We start from the raw sequence: 18,849 nt of genomic DNA on the forward strand, positions 1-18,849 counted from the left end.
CGATGACCAGAGCGATCATGATCCAGGGGGCTGGCTCGAACGTGGGCAAATCCATGCTTGTGGCGGGCATTGCGCGGGCCTGTGTCAAACGCGGCATATCTGTCGCCCCATTCAAACCGCAGAATATGTCCAACAACGCAGCCGTCACCGCAGATGGCGGCGAGATCGGGCGCGCGCAGGCGTTGCAGGCCTTGGCCTGCGGGCTGGAACCGATGGTTGATATGAACCCGGTGCTTTTGAAACCCGAAACCGATATCGGCGCGCAGGTGATCGTGCAAGGCAAGCGCTTTGCCACGATGAAAGCACGCGACTATGGCAAGCAAAAAGCGAAACTGCTACCGCCTGTGTTGGAGAGTTTCCAACGGATTGGCTTGGGCCGTGATCTGGTCATTGTCGAGGGCGCGGGCAGCCCCGCCGAAGTGAACCTGCGCGCGGGCGATATCGCCAACATGGGCTTTGCCTGTGCTGCCAATGTGCCTGTCGTGCTGGTAGGCGACATTGATCGAGGCGGCGTGATTGCACAACTCGTCGGCACCCATGCGATCCTGCCACCAGAGGACCTCGCCCTCATCAAAGGTTTTGCCATCAACAAATTCCGCGGTGATCCGACGCTCTTTGCCGCAGGCATGGATATCATCGCCGAACGCACGGACTGGGCCCGGCTGGGGATCGTACCTTGGTTCGCAGATGCGTGGAAACTGCCTGCCGAAGACGTGATGGACATTGCCAGCCGCAAGGGCGGTGCGATCAAAATTGCCGTACCCCGCCTGAACCGTATCGCGAATTTTGATGACCTTGACCCGCTGACCGCGACGCCTGATGTGACCGTCGAGATCATCGAGGCAGGCCGCCCGCTTCCCGGTGATGCAGATCTTGTCATCATTCCTGGGTCCAAATCCACGATTGCCGATCTCGCGCATTTCCGCGCGCAAGGGTGGGACATTGACCTGCGGGCGCATGTGCGGCGCGGCGGCCATGTCTTGGGCATCTGTGGCGGCTATCAGATGCTGGGCAAAGAGATCATCGACGACGACGGGATCGAAGGTGCGCCTGCGCGGGTCAAAGGACTGGGCCTTTTAGATGTCCGCACAGTCATGGCCCCGCAAAAGCGGCTGGCACTGTCAAACGCGTCCTATCTGCCCAGTGGGGACAAGGTGAGCGGCTATGAGATCCACATCGGCCAGACGGACGGCCCTGACTGCGCACGCGCATGGCTGTCACTGGATGGGCGCGGTGAAGGGGCGGCATCCCCTGACGGGCGGGTGATGGGCTGCTATCTGCACGGGTTGTTCGCGGCTGATGCATTCCGCGCGGCATTCCTGGCCGATATCGGGAAACCCGTCACGCATCATGATTATGCGCAAAGCGTGACCGACACGCTTGATGCGCTGGCCGACCATCTTGAAACCCACATGGATATCAACGCGCTACTCGACTTGGCGCATTAGCCTTGGTCCATTTCACGGCTGGTCAGTACGCGGTTAATCTCGCGACGGACCAGCTTGCGCACATTGCGGGTGATCCGTTCACCAAGCTCTCCGCCCAGTTCCTCATGGACAATTTCGGCCACAAGGCGACGCAGCGCCTTATCATCAAGGCCGGACAACACAGAGGCAACCACCGCATCTTTTGTCGCTTCAACTGCGGCTTCCGAAGTCATTGCCGGCTGCGAAGACTGTGGCGCAACCGCATCAGTTTGCCGTTCTGAATGTACAAAAGGCGGCTCTGGATCGGTCACTTGCAACGAATCATTCTGAGGCTTCTGGAAGGCGCTGGCCGCCCATGCCGCCTTGGCAAAGCATTCGCCCTCGTCGGCCTCCCAGTCATCGAACTGGGCCGTGACTGCGGCCTCCAGTTCTGCAATCGTGGCTTCCAGACCCGCCTTGTCATAGGTCTTGACCGGCGGCAGGTTCCTGACCCCCACGTGCGATGTTGCACCATTCCGGGCCGCATTTGTTGGGCTTTCCGGCAGATTGCCACCATCAACCCGCAGGTCTGGCGTTAGGATAAGACGGTCCAACAGGATGCGTGAGCGCGACCGTTGCGGCTCTTTATGCGAGACGAAATCACGCACTGACGATACGAGGTCATCAATGTCTTCATCATGCGCCATTCTTGACATCCAGCTCATCCCAAACTTGCCCCGATTTCAGGATTTTAGCGAAGGCAGATGCCCCTAACAACTCTGTGATTATTCTTTTCCAATCGCCTGCAAAACACGGTCCAGAGCGGCACCCTGTGAAGACAGGGCCGATGGCGCATCTTTGACCAGGTTATAATAGGCCGAAGGATCATATTGCTGCACCGGCAGGTTCAGATGATCAGCTGTCAAAAGCCCCATTGCGGACAAAAGCGCATAAGAGGCAATCACTTCGTTTGACTGGGCCGCGATCCGGTTCGCCCGCGCATCAAGCAGTTCCTGCTCCGCGTTCAACACATCCAATGTGGTCCGCGATCCAAGGGTCGCTTCCTCGCGTACACCCTCAAACGCGACGCTGGCCGCGCGGATCTGCTGTTCAGATGCCTGACGTGATGCCTGCGCGACCTGCAGCGAAGCAAAAGCATTGCCCACCTCTTGTTCGACAGCCATGACACGCAGGTGCAGACCGGAACGTGCAGCATCACGGTTGGCCTGCACTTGGCGGAACTGGCTCAGAATCTGGCCGCCGCGATAGATCGGGCCACCAATGCTCAGGCCCACTTGGGCCGAGGTGTTCGATTCCTCGTCAGAGCCGACTGAACCACTCAAAGAAACCGAAGGCCGCGTGGCAGCTTCGGCGCGACGGATGTTAATCTCTGCCGCAGCAACGGAATGCTGTGCTTCAAGCACGCTGGGGTGGTTGCGCACGGCAAAGGCCTTGGCATCGTCAAGCGTACGCGACACCGGCGCCGGGCTGACCGACCGCACACCGGCGGGCGTCCGTCCGATCGCCGCCTGATATTCTTCGGCGGCACGCGCCAGATCACCCTGCGCTGCTGCCAACAGGCTGCGTGCGGCGGCAAGACGTGCCTCGGCAAGGGCGACATCTGTCCGTGTCACTTCGCCAACCTCGAACCGGTCCTGCGCGGCGCGGAATTCCTGCGTGATCAGGCGCACGTTATTCTGGCGCAACTGGACAAATTCGCCTGCACTCAGGACATTCATATAGGCCTGCACTGCACGCAGCAGCACATCCTGCTCAACGCCGCGCAGTGACTGCCGTGTTCCGAGCACCACTTCTTTCTGGGCCTCGACCCCAAACCGTCCGACACCAAAGTCGAACAGTGTCACATCACCTGAAATCTGCGCCAGAACTGAGTCGGTTGTCGTCACCACCGGCACTTCAACGCGCCTTCTGGTCGCCGAAACCGACCAGTTGATGACTGGCAAAGTTGCCGCAACAGATTGCGCGACACCTTCGTCCGCAGCACGAAGCAACGCGCGGTTTTGTTCAAGCAGGCCCGAGTTGTTATATGCCGCAGCCAAGGCGTCAGCCAGAGTATCAGCCTTCAATGCGGGTGCGCCGATAAATGTCAGTGCAATTGCGACAACGGCTAGTCCCTTACGTCTCATCATGCGAAACTCCAAAGCTTTCAATTAATTACGTCATGGCCTACGCGACCGATCACTCATCAGAGTGCAAAAGCGCGGTCTTTCTCAAAACCCGTCAACACCGGCGCGCTGGCATTGAACGCAAAGCGCCAGTTCACGTTGCCATCGATCTTATGACCGATGCGCACGACGCCGAGCGTCCCTTCCGCAAAGACAGCGGCAATCCGGCCACCTTCGCGCAGCTGCTCCAACAACGCGGCAGGCACCTGCTCTGCACCACCTTGCAGAATAATGACGTCATAGGGTCCGGATTTGGCGGCACCGTCAGCCAATGCGCCAAACATCACCGCCGCATTGTCAACGCCCTGCCCCGACAGAAGCGACTGCGCCTCTTCGGCGCGCGCCTCGTCATCCTCGATCGCCACGACAAAGTCGCACATATGCGACAGGACAGCCGTCGAATATCCGAGACCACATGCGATATCGAGTATGACGTGGCTTGGCTGGATATCCAGCGCATCAATCATTTTCGCCAAAGTGCGCGGTTCAAGCAGCACACGGCCACCACCAATTTCAAGGTTCTCACCGACATAGGCCGCTTCGCGCTTGCCATCCGGTACAAAGGCTTCGCGCGGAACAGACAGCATTGCATCAATAATTGGGAACTTCGTTACATCAGAAGGTCGCACCTGCGTATCGACCATCATTGTACGGCGGGAGGTATAGTCAGTCACGATCTAAACTCTTTCGTTCAGTTTGTTTGATGTCTCATGCCATAGATGTCACGACACGGCAACATTGAAGATGACACAAACCAGCACTCCATGACAAAGCGCGCCGCATGCGCTGCATCTTTGTCGCCCCTTTGCGCACATCGTTTACGAATGCCTGCCTTGGCAGCATTAGTTGGATTGTCGCGCGCTCCGGCTCACAACATCATAGCGGCCACCTGCCCCGTTGATTTCACGGCTATCGAGAAGCTCAAAACCCATCAAATCAAGTTCGTCCAGATGGCGCTTGCGCCCTGCAATGACAATCGCGCTGTCTGATGCAATCAGTGCCGCCAGGTCATTTCGGTTATCAATCTGTACGACATCGCGACCGGCATAATATGAAAAGATGCCAGGATAGGTCCGATAAGCCACAGGTGTATAGCCGTTCTCGGCAAGCCGGCCAAGATGCTCTGCCGTGATACGGGTCGATGCGCTCTCATTCAAACCCGGCAGCAGGACAGCCGCAAGCAAGAGACTCCACCCAACCATTACGGCCGATTGCACCAATAAGGCCGCATGCCCCGCTTTGCGCAACCAGACCAGCAACGCCGCGAGGACAACCAGAAGCCCGCCACAGAGCAGTGCGCCAAGTTGATAGGCCGCAGCTTCCTCGCTGAAGGAAAATGCCATCAATGCCGCCCCGAAGACTGCCATCATCGCCGCGACACCCACCCACGCGCGGGGCACAAAGCCCGAGGCGAGGAGCGCACCAATCAGCAAGGACACCTGCACCAAGATGGGCAGGACATAGACACCGACTTTGCCATCAAGCAGCGACAACGTCATGAAATGCGCAAAAGCACCGATTGCGAGGATGCCAACAGGGCTCAGCTGACGGCGGGTTTTCCACATGGCAGCCGGCCACTGCAAAACGCGGGCCCAAGGCAGCGCCAGCGCAAAGCCGGTCCAAGGCAAAAGCAGAACGGGCAGCACGATAAAGTAATAGATGAACGGTTCGCTGTGGTGGAACGTATCTGTGGCCCGTGCAACAACCTGCTGGCCAATGATCTGTTCGCTAAAGAACGCCCACCCCTCGACCATGATGATCCCAACGGCCCAGCTCGCCATGACCAGTACGGACAACAACAAGCCCAAGACTGTCGTGAACCGCAGGATCGCCGCGCCGCGCCCGGCCCAAAGTGCAGCACCCCAGACAGCGACCAGCGGCAACAGCAGCCCAAGCGGGCCTTTGACCAGCACGGCAAGACCGCAAAGCGCAAAGCCGAGGTAGGCATGTTTCGCCGCTTCGCCGTTATAGTAGTGTCGGTGCAGATAGGCCTGCCCACCCATCATCAGGGCCACAAAAAGCAAATCCATGCGCACGTAATGCAGCAAGAGCACCATGCCAAAGATGCTGAGTTGCACAAGCATTCCGGCAGCAAACCCCGCGCGGCCAATGCCGACGGCATTTGCCAGCGCACGCATCGCAAAAAGCAGGAAAATCGCCGACACGGCAGAGCCAAGCCACATCAGCCCCGGCATCTCGACGCCCGGAATCAGATCAAGCGCTGCGAGCAGCAGGAAATAAACAGGGGGCTTGTCTGGATAGGCCTCACCATTGAGGTTCAGGACAATCCAGTGGCCATCACGCACAAGGTTGGAATAAACCTCAGCATAGCGGACTTCGTCAGAAAACCACAGCCACCGTGCATCGAGCACAGGCAGCGTTTGCGTCAAAATCATCGCGATTCCGATCATGATCGGAAAACGCACCACAAAATCCCATAGTTTTGTCATTTCATCCCAAACGTTCGCGACGGATCAGCCAGAGATTGCGGGAATAAATAATCACGCCCATGGACTGCCCCAGAATAAAAACCGGATCGCCTCGGTAGATGGCGTAAGACAGCAATACCGTCCCCCCAACGATCGAAAAATACCAAAAGGCGACAGGCACAGTTGAGCGCCCCGCCTTTTCAGAGGCGATCCACTGCACCAAAAACCGCGCGGTAAAAGCCATCTGCCCGCCAAGGCCGATCATGACCCACGTAAATTCAGCCCAACTGTCGACATTCAGAAACTCAAACATGGGGCAAATTTCCTGTATTGTGCCGCAGCACTTCCGACATCTTATTGACGCGCTTGCGCCGGCGGATCAGCCAGCTGACCCCGATCAGATCAAAGATCCCGACGAGCCCGCGCTGGAAGTTATTGTATTTTGAACGGCCTGCACCGCGTTCACGGTGACTGACGTCAACATGTGTAATGTCCCATCCGTCGCGGATGAACAAAGCGGGCAAATACCGGTGCATGTGGTTAAAGACCGGCAGGACCAAAAACGCGTCACGGCGAAATGCCTTGAGCCCGCAGCCGGTGTCGCGGGTGCCGTCCTTCAAAAGCGCCGAGCGCAGCTTGTTGGCAAATTGAGATGCAAGCCGTTTCGAAAGCGTATCGCGCCGCCCCACACGCTGGCCTGCGACCAACGCCAGATTGCCGGACGTATCGGCCAGCAAAGGCGCAACCAGCTTTGGCAGCTCGAACGGCGGGTTCTGGCCATCGCCATCAAGCATGGCAATAATTGTCCCCGTTGCGCGCAAGACCCCGCTATGGATCGCCGCACTCTGTCCGCCCACGTGAGGGTGCGTCACGACAACAATGCGCGGCTCTTGCGCTTCCAGAGTGTTGAGAACATCTTGTGTGTGGTCAGTTGAAGCATCATCGACAAAAATGATTTCATGCAGCGGATAGGCCGCGCCCGTTTCCAGTATCTCGGCCACCAATGTGGCGATGTTGTCCGCCTCGTTATGCACGGGGACCACGATTGAAACGTTTTGCATGTGTCGCTCGAACTCTCGTTTTGCGGCCGTCCGTGAAGAATTGACCCATCTTGCAAGAGCTGTGATGCTCAAAGTCAATGCGCCAGACCCAAACCCCACCGGTCGCGCAGGGGCCGTTTCGCGTGCATGTCGGCTAGCGAAGGGTACAAAAGAAGTCAATCTTGATCAGGGTAAAGTCACTTGTGCGACCGGTTTGTTCGTTGCGCATATGTCGCTTTGAAGCTTGAGACACCTGCGCCCACAGGCAAACTTCCGCTCAAGAGCCGGCGGACCGGCACACAACACACCGATCAGAACGCGCACCAGCCCGCCAGCGCCACGCTTGAGGGCGGCACGGCCATTTACCTTGCCTCCGATGCCGGGCGCCTGCACCACGGGCCAGATCATTCGCATCGCTAGTGGCTATGGAACCATTGCTGGTTGTAACGTCGCCTGAATTTGTTTTGATGACATTCGTCGGACCTCCCGTATCATGAAGGCAGGTTCTCACGATAAGGAGGGAACACAGGAAACATGCCTCTTGCACGAATATTTGGAGCGATCATGACAGCATCAGCATCTGCACTGGTTGCGGAAACATCCGTTTTTGTAGAGGCGACCGCACCTTATTCGCTTGAACTACGAATTGATCGAAATGGCGAGACACTCTGTGATGTCAGCATGGACGTCACAGAGTTTGACGACATGCCGATTGACACGGGTTGCTCCCTTTCGACCTCGGGCAACGCGCCCATGACGGTGTCGGGGCGTGTCTCTGGGGCGGATATGCGTGGGAGATTCAACCATACGTTTCAAGCTTTTGACATGGCACCAGTCACGCAAGCCTTGCGTGACACGTCAATGGATATTGGCGCCCGCATAGATGCCTATCATCAGGCAGTTCTGGCAATTGATCCAGATATCGGTGACCGGTTCTTGATGCGATCAGTTGACCTTCCGCATGATCTATCGCTTGAAGGCGTCATCGCTGACGCAGCCGTCAGCGCAGGCGCACCAATGCCCGACGCAATGGCCGCTTTTGTGACACGCAAGATATCGCTCGGAGACAGCAACTACATTGGACCGATGAACCTAAGATCCAAGGGCACAGCGCCTCTTGACTGGCCGAGTTTGTCTGAACACCTTGTGTACGAAACGCTTTCACCAGAGGATTTACCGCCCCCCGGAACAGAACTGCGTGCGTGGTATGATCGCGTGCGTGTGGTGTTCTTCTATCTTGCAGGCAACCATGCAATGATTGTGTGGGATCCGGTGGCTGAAGCGGGCGCTGCGTCGTTCTACAGTGTTTCAATGGACAACTACCAAGAACCAAGACCTTTCTTATATGCCGACGGCACACCGGTTGTTGCAGTAGACGCTTTATTGGCGCCCCTTGTACCAAAGGACTGGCAGGACTGGTTTGACCTCTATTTTGAAGACATGGGCATCGATCCCGAGAGTTCGGATCAGTTGATCTATGACAGCAGCGCTCCTCAAGGCCGGTTCGTATTGCAGTTTGAGCGGACCAGAGGCACCTTCATGCGCACAAAAGTCTTGCCAGCGATGCAGTTTCAGAACCAAGCTTGGTGGGTTCGGTAAAGCGGAAATGCAAATCCACCGAACCGACAATTATTGAACAAGCAGTCTTTTGGCGCGTCGCAGATAAGTTGTGACATTGCGCTGTAAGCAGACACGTGCTGCAACCTGCACAAATGTCCGCGCCACTATTGCAAGCACTTGAACACTCCAAAACCAAAAAGCGCCCCGTGTTGAAGTCACCTACTTGCAGGCGCTTTGCGCCTTCGGGCGGGACGCTTGGGGGCGGCAATCTGAACGTATGGGGTGGCTGTCCGCGTTGCAGGACGCAAGCTGCCGTTGGGCAGAAGCTTTTTAAACTCTGCTTTGACACTCGAAAACCTTCAACGCATTGGTGTCGCCGCCGCAACTCGTAGATACTTCAGTATCGTCTTAAACACTAAGAAGAAGACTTGGGCGCTAAGCCGATGGTCACTGCGACCTGAATACGTGTCTGTTACGAACTTGCATGCAATGAATACTGCAAAATCAAAAACGCGCACCCCGTTTTCACAGAGTGCGCTTTGCCTTGAAAGATCGGCGTGCTTAGGCGGCTTTGATCTCGACAACCTCGATATCGAAGTTCAGGTCCTGACCTGCCAGCGGGTGGTTGGCGTCCAGCGTCACTTCGGCCTCGGTGACTTCGGCAACAGTCACCGGAACAACCTGCCCCTGCGGTGTCTGCATCTGCAACTGCGTGCCGATCTCCAGCGGGATTTCAGCAGGGATCTGTTCGCGTGGCACGGCTTGCCGCGCGTCCGGGTTCGCATGACCATAGGCCTGATCACATGGCACGTTGACGGTCTTTTTGTCGCCCACGCTCATGCCGGGGATCGCGCTATCGAGGCCCTTGATGATCTGACCGGAGCCGACAACAAATTCCAACGGGTCACGGCCTTCGGAACTGTCGAACATCTGCCCGTCGTTGAGTGTGCCGACATAGTTGATCTTTACGGTATCGCCTGTTTTTGCTTCGGTCATAATCTCGCTTTCTCATCCTTTTCAAAATTTGAAGGCGCACCCTATGCAATCATAGGAGGGGATGCAAACGCATTGCCCCTTTTCGTGGGCGGACGGGCATGCCACGATGGATTTCACCCAAAGGGAGACCCCCATGCCGATCACCACTGCCGTCTTTGATGCCTATGGTACGCTCTTCGATGTCAACGCCGCCGCAATGCAAGCCGCGCAAGACCCCGCGCATGCGGGTCTCGCCGCTGTCTGGCCCGCATTGGCGCGCGATTGGCGGCGCAAGCAGCTCGAGTATTCATGGCTGCGCGCAGTGGCAGACCAGCATTGCGATTTCTGGAAAGTCACGCAGGATGGACTGGACTGGGCGCTTGAGGCCCACGGCCTGGCCGATCCCGCCACGCGCACCCGCCTGTTGGAGCTTTACTGGGAACTCAGCCCCTATCCGGAAGTCCCCGCCATGTTGCGCAGCCTCAAGGAACACGGCATCGCCATGGCCATCCTGTCGAACGGATCCCCTGATATGTTGCAAGCAGCGGTCAATTCCGCCCAGATCGGCGACCTGCTGGATGCGCTGCTGAGCGTCGAAAACGTCAGCGTCTTCAAACCCCATGCCCGCGTCTACGATATGATCGGCGCGCATTTCGGATGTCCCAAAGACGAGGTCCTCTTCGTGTCCTCCAACGGCTGGGACGCCGCCGGTGCCGCCGGATACGGGTTTCAGACCACTTGGGTGAACCGCGCAGGTGAGCCGGTCGACAGGCTTTATGCCACTCCGCACCACGTGCTTTCCGACCTCACCACAATACCGGAGCTTTTGTGATGCCCAGCTACACCTCTACCGACGGGCTGCGCCTGCATTATACGGACGAAGGCACCGGCTTGCCGGTCCTCGCGCTTGCGGGGCTGACGCGCAACGGCGCTGATTTCGACCATGTCGCGCCCCACCTGCCTGTCCGCCTGATCCGCCTCGATTATCGCGGGCGCGGCCAATCGGACTGGGCCGATCCCGCCACCTACACGATCCCGCAAGAGGCCGCAGATACGCTAGCGCTGATGGATCATCTGGGGCTGGAAAAAGCCGCAATCCTTGGCACTTCGCGCGGCGGGCTGATTGCGATGATTCTGGCAGCGACGGCCAAAGACAGGCTTACCGGCGTCGCACTCAACGACATCGGGCCTGAAATTGCGCCAAAGGGCCTTGATGTCATCAAGGACTACATCGGGCGCAACCCTGCCCAAAAAACCTATGCCGAAGCCGCCGAGGCCCGCGCAAAGCTCTGGACCCATTTCACCGATGTGCCGATGGACCGCTGGCTGGCCGAAGTGCGGGCCCACTATCAGGAAACCCCTGACGGCCTGATCATCCGCTACGACCCCAAGCTACGCGACGCAGTGCTGGCCAGCGGCGCGCAACCCACCCCTGATCTGTGGCCCCTGTTTGACGCGCTGGCGGGATTGCCGCTGGCCCTGATCCGCGGCGCAAACTCGGATTTGCTGACCCAAGCGACCGCAGACGAAATGCAACACCGCCGCCCCGATATGATCCGCGCCGATATTACAGGGCGCGGGCATGTACCCTTCCTTGACGAACCTGATGCCGTGGCTGCCCTGCACCGCTGGCTGGAGAAACTACAATGAACATCGACATGATCCGCGCCGCTGCCACCCGCATCAAAGGCCACGCAAGGCGCACCCCGATCCTGACCTCTCCCTTCTTGGACGACATCGCAGGCAGGCGGGTTTTCGTCAAAGCCGAGTGCCTGCAACACACCGGGTCTTTCAAGTTCCGTGGTGGCTGGGCGTCGGTCTCGGCCCTCTCGGACAACGCCCTGAAAACCGGTGTCATCGCCTTTTCCAGCGGCAACCATGCCCAAGGCGTCGCATTTGCCGCCCGTGAACACGGCGCACCAGCGGTCATCATCATGCCCGCCGATGCGCCCGTCGTGAAAATCGAGAACACCCGCGCGCTCGGGGCCGAAGTGATCCTTTACGACCGCGAAACCGAGGACCGTGACGAAATCGGCGAACGGCTGTCGGCAGAACGCAACCTGACCCTGATCAAGCCATTCGATGCGGAAATGACGATTGCAGGCCAAGGCACAGTCGGCCTCGAGATCGCAGAAGACATGACCGCCCTTGGCGTGACACAGGCCGATGTGATGGTCTGTTGCGGCGGTGGTGGGCTGACCTCGGGCATCGCCCTTGCATTAGCCGCAGACGCGCCCGGCCTGCGCGCGCGGCCCGCCGAACCGGAAGGTTTTGACGATGTCACGCGCTCGCTGCAAAGCGGCAAGATTGAACGCAACGCGCGCCAGAGCGGGTCGCTTTGCGATGCAATCATCACCCCGCAACCGGGCAATCTGACGTTCCCGATCATGCAAAGGCTTTGCGGCCCCGGCGTTGTGGTGACCGAGCATGAATGCCTGCGCGCCATGGCGCTTGCCTTTGAACGCCTGCGCATCGTCGTGGAACCGGGCGGTGCGGCGGCCCTTGCTGCGGCACTGTTTCATCCCGATGAATTCACCGGCGATGCGGTGATCGCTGTCGCCACAGGCGGCAATGTGGATGCCGCAGTCTTTGCCAAAGCGCTGGAAACACTGGCCTGACGGCAGAAAGACAAGATGATGCAAGAGCAGATGATCACACGTCCCGATGGCACCCGCATTCATGCCCGGATCACAGGGCCGCAGGATGGCCCCGCCGTGGTCTTCTCAAACTCGCTTGGCACGACCCTGCACCTGTGGGATGCGATCCTGCCTTTTCTGCCCGAAGGTCTGCGTATCCTGCGCTATGACATGCGTGGCCACGGGCGCTCCGACGCACCAGAGGGGCCTTACAGCATGGGCCAGCTGATCAGCGACGCCGAAGCTGTCTGCGATGCCTTTGATATCAAAGATGCGATGTTCGTCGGCCTGTCCGTCGGTGGCATGATCGCGCAAGGGCTCGCCGTGAAGCGGCCCGACCTGATCCGCGCGCTGGTGCTATCAAACACCGCCGCCAAAATCGGCAACCCCAAACTGTGGCAGGACAGGATCAGCTTTATCACTGCGAACGGTCTGGCGGCTGCCTCGGACGAAATCATGCGCCGCTGGTTCGGGCGCGATTTTTACGGAACGCCAGACATGACCCCGTGGAAAGCGATGGTCGAGGCCACTTCGGTCGCAGGCTACACTGGCGTCTGTGCAGCCATCGCAGGCACTGATTTCTACACGCCGACCAGCGGGCTGCGCATCCCGGCTTTGGGCATTGCCGGAACCGAAGACGGCGCGACACCGCCCGATCTTGTGCGCGAAACAACCGACCTGATCCCCGGCTCGAAATTCGCGCTGATCCGTCGGGCCGGCCACCTGCCCTGTGTCGAACAACCGGCAGAGTTCGCGCAGCATCTTTGTGACTTTTTCTCAGCAACGGGGCATTTGCGCGCTTAGCTCATTGAACGCGCTTGCAAACCCGACCGCGCGCACTAATCCTGCGCGGATGAACAAACGCTTTGCCGTCATCTTTATCTTCATCTCGGTCATGCTTGATAGTATGGGGATCGGTCTGATCATGCCGGTGATGCCGGACCTGATCCAAGAGGTCGAAGGCCAAGGCATCGGCGGTGCGGCCGTTTGGGGCGGTATCCTTGCAACAATCTTTGCTGCAATGCAGTTCCTGTTCGGCCCGACCTTGGGCAGCCTGTCGGACCGCTATGGCCGCAGGCCTATCCTGATCATCTCACTGGTGATTATGGCCTTCAACTACGTTTTGATGGCGCTGGCGTTCACCATCTGGCTATTGATCATCGCGCGGGTGATCGGCGGGATCACAGCGGCGACGCAATCAACCTCGGCGGCCTATATGGCCGATATTTCCGCGCCAGAGGAGAAAGCCGCCAATTTCGGTCTGATCGGTGCCGCCTTTGGTGTGGGATTTGTGCTGGGCCCGCTGATGGGCGGGGCGCTGGCGGAATTCGGCACGCGCGCGCCGTTCTGGGCCGCGGCGTTTCTGGCCATGACCAACGCCATCTTTGGCTACTACGTTCTGCCCGAGAGCGTGACCGACCGGATCCGCCGCCCCTTTGAATGGCGGCGCGCCAACCCGCTAGGCGCGTTCCAAAACATCGGTGGCCTGCCGGGGGTGAAGCGGCTGCTTCTGATCAGCTTTGTCTACACCATCGCCTTTTTCGTCTACCCCGGCGTTTGGGCCTATTTCGGCGCGGAACGCTTTGGCTGGGGGCCGGGCATGATCGGCCTGTCACTGGGGATCTTCGGTATCGGCATCGCGGTTGTCCAAGGCCTGCTGATCCGGCCGATCCTGAATCGTATTGGCGAACGCAAGGCCGTCATCCTTGGGCTGTCGATTGACGTGCTGGCCTTTGTCGCGCTGGGTTTCGTGACGAACGGATGGGTCGCACTGGCACTGACACCGCTCACCGCATTGGGCTCGATCGCGGGACCTGCGCTGCAAGGGATCATGTCGCGCACTGCGGCAGATAACCAGCAAGGCGAATTGCAAGGCACCGTCAGTTCCATCAACGCGGTGGCCACCATTGTTGCTCCGCTGATGGTCACGCAGACCTTCTGGTTCTTTACCGACGGCCACGGCCCCGTCTATGCGCCCGGAGCGCCTTTCATTCTATCGGCGATCCTGACCATCGGCTGTATTCTTGTCTTTGTCCAAACCCCCCGGCCAAAGCGCCCCCGCGGCACATAAGGTCGCGATCAGACTTGCAAGACGCATCTGACCAAAGCAGGGTCAGGGCCAGACAGGTTCCAAGGATACAGCCATGCCAGAGATCAAAGCCGCCGTTTGCCGCCAGTTCGGCGCCCCGCTCACCATTGAAACGGTCACACTTGCCGCCCCCGAAATGGGCGAGGTTGAGGTCAAGCTCAAAGCCTGCGCGATCTGCCACTCCGACATCTCCTATATCGACGGCGGCTGGGGCGGCACCTTGCCCGCCGTCTACGGACACGAGGCCGCTGGACACATCAGCGCTGTCGGCGCGGGCGTGCGCGGCGTAGCGGTCGGTGATCCTGTGGTGGTGACACTGATCCGCGCCTGTGGCACCTGCCCGGCCTGCGCGGGTGGCAAGCCGGTGGCCTGCGAAAGCGATATGGCCAGCGGCCCTCTGACGGACGCGACTGGCGCGCCACTGCATCAGGCAATGAACACCGGCGGCTTTGCCGAACGGGTGGTCGTCGATCAAAGCCAAGTGGTGAAGCTCAGCGAAGGCATCGCGATGGAGGCCGCAGCACTGCTGGCCTGTGGCGTGATCACGGGCGTCGGCGCAGTTGTGAATGCAGCGGGGCTGCGTGCAGGCCAAGATGTCGTGGTGATTGGCGCAGGTGGCGTCGGGCTTAACGCGATCCAAGGTGCGCGCATTGCAGGCGCGCGTCGGATCATTGCGGTAGATATGTCCGACGAAAAGCTTGCCATTGCCAAAGAATTCGGAGCCACCGACGGGGTGCTTGCGACCTCTGAAAAACCGTGGCGCGCCGCGAAAAAGGCAATGGGGCGCGGTGCGGATGCGGTTTTTGTGACCGTGGGCGCGATACCGGCCTATGACACCGCGCCGCAATACCTTGCCAACGGCGGCAAGGTCATCATGGTCGGCATGCCCCATTCGGGTGCGATGTCCACCTATGAGCCGGTGATGCTGGCAGCGACCGGTCAGGGCATGGTGGGGTCCAAGATGGGGGATGTTGTTATCGCGCGGGATATCCCGTGGATGGTCGACCTTTACGAACAAGGACGGCTGAAGCTGGATGAGCTGATCTCGGGGCGCTGGACGCTGGAGCAGATCAACGGGGCAATTGCGGATACCAAGACAGGCTCCGCCAAGCGCAACGTCATTGTCTTTGACTGACGGAAGCCAACCCGTAAGGTGGATCAAGATCCACCTTACCTTCCCCGCAGGACGTAGACAGACATGAAACTCGCCGATCTAGATATCATCGTCACCGCACCGCCTGCGCCGGGCTGGGGTGGACGCTATTGGATCATCCCGAAGGTGACGACAGACACAGGGGTGGTGGGCTATGGCGAATGCTATGCCTCTTCCATCGGACCCGAGGCGATGAAGGCTGTGATCAAAGATGTTTTCGCGCGGCACATGGCGGGCGAGAACCCCGAAAACATCGAGCTGATGTTTCGCCGCGTCTATTCCGCAGGTTTCACCCAGCGCCCTGACCTGACCGTCATCGGTGCCTGGTCCGGCCTTGAAATCGCCTGCTGGGACATTTTGGGCAAAGACCGCGACCGCCCTGTGCACGCATTGATCGGCGGGCGTATGAACGACCGCATCCGCGCCTATACCTATCTTTACCCCCGCCCCGACCACCCGCTGCCTGAATTCTGGTCCAGCCCAGAAATGGCTGCCGAAGTCGCGCTGGATATGGTCGAAAAGGGCTATACAGCCGTCAAATTCGACCCGGCCGGCCCCTACACGATCCGCGGCGGGCATATGCCGGCAATGTATGATCTTTCGCTCTCGGTGGCCTTTTGCAAAGCAATCCGCGAGGCTGTGGGCGACCGTGCTGATCTTTTGTTTGGTACACACGGCCAGTTCAGCACCGGCGGCGCAATCCGGCTGGCCAAAGCCATTGAACCCTATAGCCCCCTTTGGTACGAAGAGCCGATCCCCCCTGATAACGTCAACCAGATGGCGCGTGTCGCCAGCGCCACCAGCATCCCTGTCGCCACCGGCGAACGCCTGACAACCAAGGCTGAATTCGCCCCTGTTCTGCGGTCAGGGGCCGCAGCAATTTTGCAACCTGCTTTGGGCCGTTCGGGTGGCATTTGGGAAACCAAGAAAATCGCCGCAATGGCCGAGGTCTATAACGCGCAGATCGCGCCGCATCTTTATGCAGGCCCCGTCGAATGGGCCGCGAATATCCAACTGGCGGCCTCGATCCCCAACATTCTTATGGCCGAAACGATTGAGACACCGTTCCATAACGCGCTTATCAAAGGCAGTATCACGGTCGAGAACGGGTACATACCGGTCCCGACAGCGCCCGGCCTTGGGATCGACTTCGACGAAGAGCTCGCCCGCGCGCACGCCTATGAGGGCGACGGACTCCACCTGCAAATGCAGGAGGAGCCGATTGGATATCATGATGTGAACAGCTTTGCGGGTGGGGCGCCGGTGAAGACGTAGGCAGGCGGTGCGGGGCTTGACCAGAACCGCCTGAAACAGACGGAAGGCAGGTTTGAGCCCAAACTGTATTATGCTGCAAGTTGCACGAATGGCGGCTAACTACAGGGCTGGATTTGTCATTTAAATTCATGAGTGCTTAGCTGAGATCAAGTGCGGCCATTCATTGCCAATACGTGGTGCGGAGGTTCCATTTGTTTAAACGAACGTCAATTTTGATAGCAATACTGCTCGTATTGTCCAATTTCACTGCTGCAACCGCCGAGCCAATCGAGTCGCTTGCCGGAACGCTGCCCGCGTCTGGTGACTATGGCGAAGTATTGATGGCAATTGATGAAATCGGGGCCATGGCAACCTCGCTGACGCTCTATTGGGATGATCTGCAGCGCGAGGGCGAATATGCCGCGGATCCCGATTGGCCTGTCATAGCTCAGGCGGTGTATCCGCCTCGACAGATCCGGATACAACTGACCTTTGCTGTAATCGACACGCTTGCCGACAGACGCCCTGCCGAGTTTCGCGATCTAGCTTGGGACGATCCGCGCGTGAGCGACGGATTTGCAGCTCTGGTCTTGGAAGTTTTTTCACGTATGCCTGATGTAGATCTCGTCTCGGTTGCGATTGGCAATGAAGTCGATGGGTACTTGGCAGATGCATCCCTTGATGAATATGGACGTTTCTTTGAACGGGCGCGCGAGGCCGTTCATTCCATTCGACCAAACGTTCCCGTGACGACCAAGGTGACTTGGTCAGGATTGCGAGATCGGCCCAACCTGCTTGAACTGACGGAACGCGGCGATGCCTTGTCGATCACGTGGTACCCGATGGACGATAAATTCCATTTTTCAGACCCCGATGTCGCACTTCGCGAGCTGTCAGAAATGGCAGAGATGGCGAACGGTCCTTGGGAGTTAAGCGAGGTGGGGTATCCATCAAATGGGTGCGGGGCGTCTTCATCGGAGGCGCAAGCTCGCTTCCACCAAGGCCTTTCTGTGGCCGCGGGTATGCAACCGAATTTGCAGCTTGTGCAACGCGTCTGGTCTCATGACATCTCTGCCACTGAAGTTGCGGGCTATGCGAACTATTATCAAACCAACTCAATTTGCTTCTCGTCGTTTCTAAGCAGCCTCGGCCTTCGTACGGCCAGCGACGAGCACAAGCCAGCGTTTGAAACACTGACTGAGCGATAGGTCTAATTAGTAGCCGATCATCGCTCATCTGAGAATTGGCGCATCCTGCAACAACCAAAAAAATGCGATCCAGGCACAAGCCCGCAACGCCAAAGCAGTCATTGGCGATGTCGCAGCGAATGCTCATTCTGTCCCGCAAACCAGCCAATCACCTGCCCCACTTTTTCGTCACCCATCCCAAACACCTTTCCAATCCTGCCAAGCTATTCTATCATTGAACTGCGTTCATTGAGATGAGGCCCCCATGGCAACGAAAACCGAAATCCGCAGACAGGAACTCCGCGACAAGCTGATCCTCATTGCCGAACGGACCATCGCGCAAAATGGCCTGTCCGCCCTGCGTGCCCGTGATCTCGCGGCCGAAGCAGGCTGCGCTGTGGGGGCGATCTACAACGTCTTTGGTGACCTCACGGACCTGACACTCGCCGTCAATGCCCGCACCTTTCACCGCCTTGGTGCGGATGTGGCCGAAGCCTTGGCCGCGGCCCCCGAGGACCCTGTCGAGCAACTGGTCGTCATGGCGCAGGCCTATCACCACTTTGCAGCAAGCAATCACTTAAGCTGGCGCGCGCTCTTTGATGTCGAACGCCCTGCGGGTGAAGCAGCACCCGATTGGTACCTTTCCGAAATGGGGCAGCTTTTCACCTATATCTCTGATCCGCTTGCTGTGATCTTTCCCGAACGGGGGGCTGAGGAACTTGGGCTCTTGACCCGCGCGCTCTTCTCCTCGGTCCATGGGATCGTGCTCTTGGGGCTGGACGAGGCAAGCGCAGGTGTGTCGACCGACAAAATCGACCACATGATCGCCCTTGTTCTACGGCAATTCACAGCGTCCCGAAAATAATTTGAACAATGTTCATTTTTATCTTGCAACCACAGGACCGACTCGCTATCTCTATTTCATGAACAGTGT

The 18,849-nt window shown here is 58.6% G+C and carries 19 protein-coding genes; 12 read left to right on the forward strand and 7 right to left on the reverse strand.

What is annotated here, in order from left to right; translation table 11 throughout:
• Window positions 1–2: 2 nt before the first annotated feature.
• Window positions 3–1,448, forward strand: coding sequence for a cobyric acid synthase (locus tag B0B09_RS08855; RefSeq protein WP_076659254.1), 1,446 nt, complete (start codon window positions 3–5; stop codon window positions 1,446–1,448).
• Here the strand turns inward: B0B09_RS08855 and B0B09_RS08860 are convergent.
• The 6 genes from B0B09_RS08860 to B0B09_RS08885 all read right to left on the reverse strand — a co-directional run bounded on the left by B0B09_RS08860 (window position 1,445) and on the right by B0B09_RS08885 (window position 7,082).
• Window positions 1,445–2,113 carry a hypothetical protein gene (locus B0B09_RS08860; protein WP_084190766.1) on the reverse strand — a complete coding sequence of 223 codons (669 nt, stop codon included), beginning with the start codon at window positions 2,111–2,113 and terminating at the stop codon, window positions 1,445–1,447. The genes B0B09_RS08855 and B0B09_RS08860 overlap by 4 nt on opposite strands.
• 78 nt (window positions 2,114–2,191) lie before the next feature.
• Window positions 2,192–3,556: a TolC family outer membrane protein gene (locus tag B0B09_RS08865; RefSeq protein ID WP_076659256.1), complete on the reverse strand. Its 1,365-nt coding sequence runs from the start codon at window positions 3,554–3,556 to the stop codon at window positions 2,192–2,194.
• Between the two features lie 56 nt (window positions 3,557–3,612).
• Window positions 3,613–4,239: a protein-L-isoaspartate O-methyltransferase family protein gene (locus B0B09_RS08870; RefSeq protein WP_076659873.1), complete on the reverse strand. Its 627-nt coding sequence runs from the start codon at window positions 4,237–4,239 to the stop codon at window positions 3,613–3,615.
• 195 nt (window positions 4,240–4,434) lie between these two features.
• The gene (locus B0B09_RS08875) at window positions 4,435–6,042 is read right to left on the reverse strand and encodes an ArnT family glycosyltransferase (RefSeq protein ID WP_076659257.1); all 1,608 of its coding nucleotides are present in this window, start codon (window positions 6,040–6,042) and stop codon (window positions 4,435–4,437) included.
• A 1-nt stretch (window position 6,043) separates the two neighbouring features.
• Window positions 6,044–6,334, reverse strand: a complete 291-nt coding sequence (locus B0B09_RS08880; RefSeq protein WP_055294178.1) for a lipid-A-disaccharide synthase N-terminal domain-containing protein — start codon at window positions 6,332–6,334, stop codon at window positions 6,044–6,046.
• Window positions 6,327–7,082 (reverse strand): glycosyltransferase family 2 protein, encoded by a 756-nt coding sequence (locus tag B0B09_RS08885; RefSeq protein ID WP_076659258.1) that lies wholly within the window; start codon window positions 7,080–7,082, stop codon window positions 6,327–6,329. Before B0B09_RS08885 ends, B0B09_RS08880 begins: the two co-directional genes overlap by 8 nt.
• A gap of 216 nt (window positions 7,083–7,298) precedes the next feature.
• Between B0B09_RS08885 and B0B09_RS17950 the strand changes: the two genes are divergently transcribed.
• The gene (locus B0B09_RS17950; protein WP_165689267.1) at window positions 7,299–7,481 is read left to right on the forward strand and encodes a hypothetical protein; all 183 of its coding nucleotides are present in this window, start codon (window positions 7,299–7,301) and stop codon (window positions 7,479–7,481) included.
• A gap of 144 nt (window positions 7,482–7,625) precedes the next feature.
• Complete coding sequence (locus tag B0B09_RS08895; RefSeq protein WP_076659260.1) at window positions 7,626–8,660, forward strand: hypothetical protein; 1,035 nt, start codon at window positions 7,626–7,628, stop codon at window positions 8,658–8,660.
• A gap of 522 nt (window positions 8,661–9,182) precedes the next feature.
• Here B0B09_RS08895 and B0B09_RS08900 read toward each other — a convergent pair.
• The gene (locus B0B09_RS08900; protein ID WP_055294174.1) at window positions 9,183–9,617 is read right to left on the reverse strand and encodes an FKBP-type peptidyl-prolyl cis-trans isomerase; all 435 of its coding nucleotides are present in this window, start codon (window positions 9,615–9,617) and stop codon (window positions 9,183–9,185) included.
• Between the two features lie 133 nt (window positions 9,618–9,750).
• Here B0B09_RS08900 and B0B09_RS08905 point away from each other — a divergent pair, with 133 nt between their 5' ends.
• From B0B09_RS08905 to B0B09_RS08945, 9 genes are all read left to right on the forward strand, one after another.
• Entirely contained in the window at window positions 9,751–10,428 is a 678-nt protein-coding gene (locus tag B0B09_RS08905) for a haloacid dehalogenase type II (RefSeq protein WP_076659261.1), read from the forward strand.
• Window positions 10,428–11,246: an alpha/beta fold hydrolase gene (locus B0B09_RS08910; protein ID WP_076659262.1), complete on the forward strand. Its 819-nt coding sequence runs from the start codon at window positions 10,428–10,430 to the stop codon at window positions 11,244–11,246. The genes B0B09_RS08905 and B0B09_RS08910 overlap by 1 nt, the downstream gene beginning before the upstream one ends.
• A complete protein-coding gene (locus B0B09_RS08915) occupies window positions 11,243–12,214 on the forward strand; it encodes a threonine ammonia-lyase (protein WP_076659263.1) in 972 nt (323 codons plus the stop codon). The genes B0B09_RS08910 and B0B09_RS08915 overlap by 4 nt, the downstream gene beginning before the upstream one ends.
• Before the next feature lie 30 nt (window positions 12,215–12,244).
• Complete coding sequence (gene pcaD / locus B0B09_RS08920) at window positions 12,245–13,036, forward strand: 3-oxoadipate enol-lactonase (protein ID WP_076659874.1); 792 nt, start codon at window positions 12,245–12,247, stop codon at window positions 13,034–13,036.
• Window positions 13,037–13,085: 49 nt separating this feature from the next.
• Complete coding sequence (locus B0B09_RS08925) at window positions 13,086–14,303, forward strand: TCR/Tet family MFS transporter (RefSeq protein WP_076659875.1); 1,218 nt, start codon at window positions 13,086–13,088, stop codon at window positions 14,301–14,303.
• A gap of 73 nt (window positions 14,304–14,376) precedes the next feature.
• Window positions 14,377–15,456, forward strand: a complete 1,080-nt coding sequence (locus B0B09_RS08930) for a zinc-binding dehydrogenase (protein WP_076659264.1) — start codon at window positions 14,377–14,379, stop codon at window positions 15,454–15,456.
• Between the two features lie 63 nt (window positions 15,457–15,519).
• A complete protein-coding gene (locus tag B0B09_RS08935) occupies window positions 15,520–16,749 on the forward strand; it encodes a mandelate racemase/muconate lactonizing enzyme family protein (RefSeq protein ID WP_076659265.1) in 1,230 nt (409 codons plus the stop codon).
• 191 nt (window positions 16,750–16,940) lie between these two features.
• Complete coding sequence (locus tag B0B09_RS08940) at window positions 16,941–17,936, forward strand: hypothetical protein (protein ID WP_131825018.1); 996 nt, start codon at window positions 16,941–16,943, stop codon at window positions 17,934–17,936.
• Window positions 17,937–18,180: 244 nt separating this feature from the next.
• Entirely contained in the window at window positions 18,181–18,780 is a 600-nt protein-coding gene (locus B0B09_RS08945) for a TetR/AcrR family transcriptional regulator (RefSeq protein ID WP_076659267.1), read from the forward strand.
• The last annotated feature ends 69 nt before the right edge of the window (window positions 18,781–18,849 follow it).

The organism is Yoonia rosea (assembly GCF_900156505.1).
GTDB classification, from domain to species: Bacteria; Pseudomonadota; Alphaproteobacteria; order Rhodobacterales; family Rhodobacteraceae; genus Yoonia; species Yoonia rosea.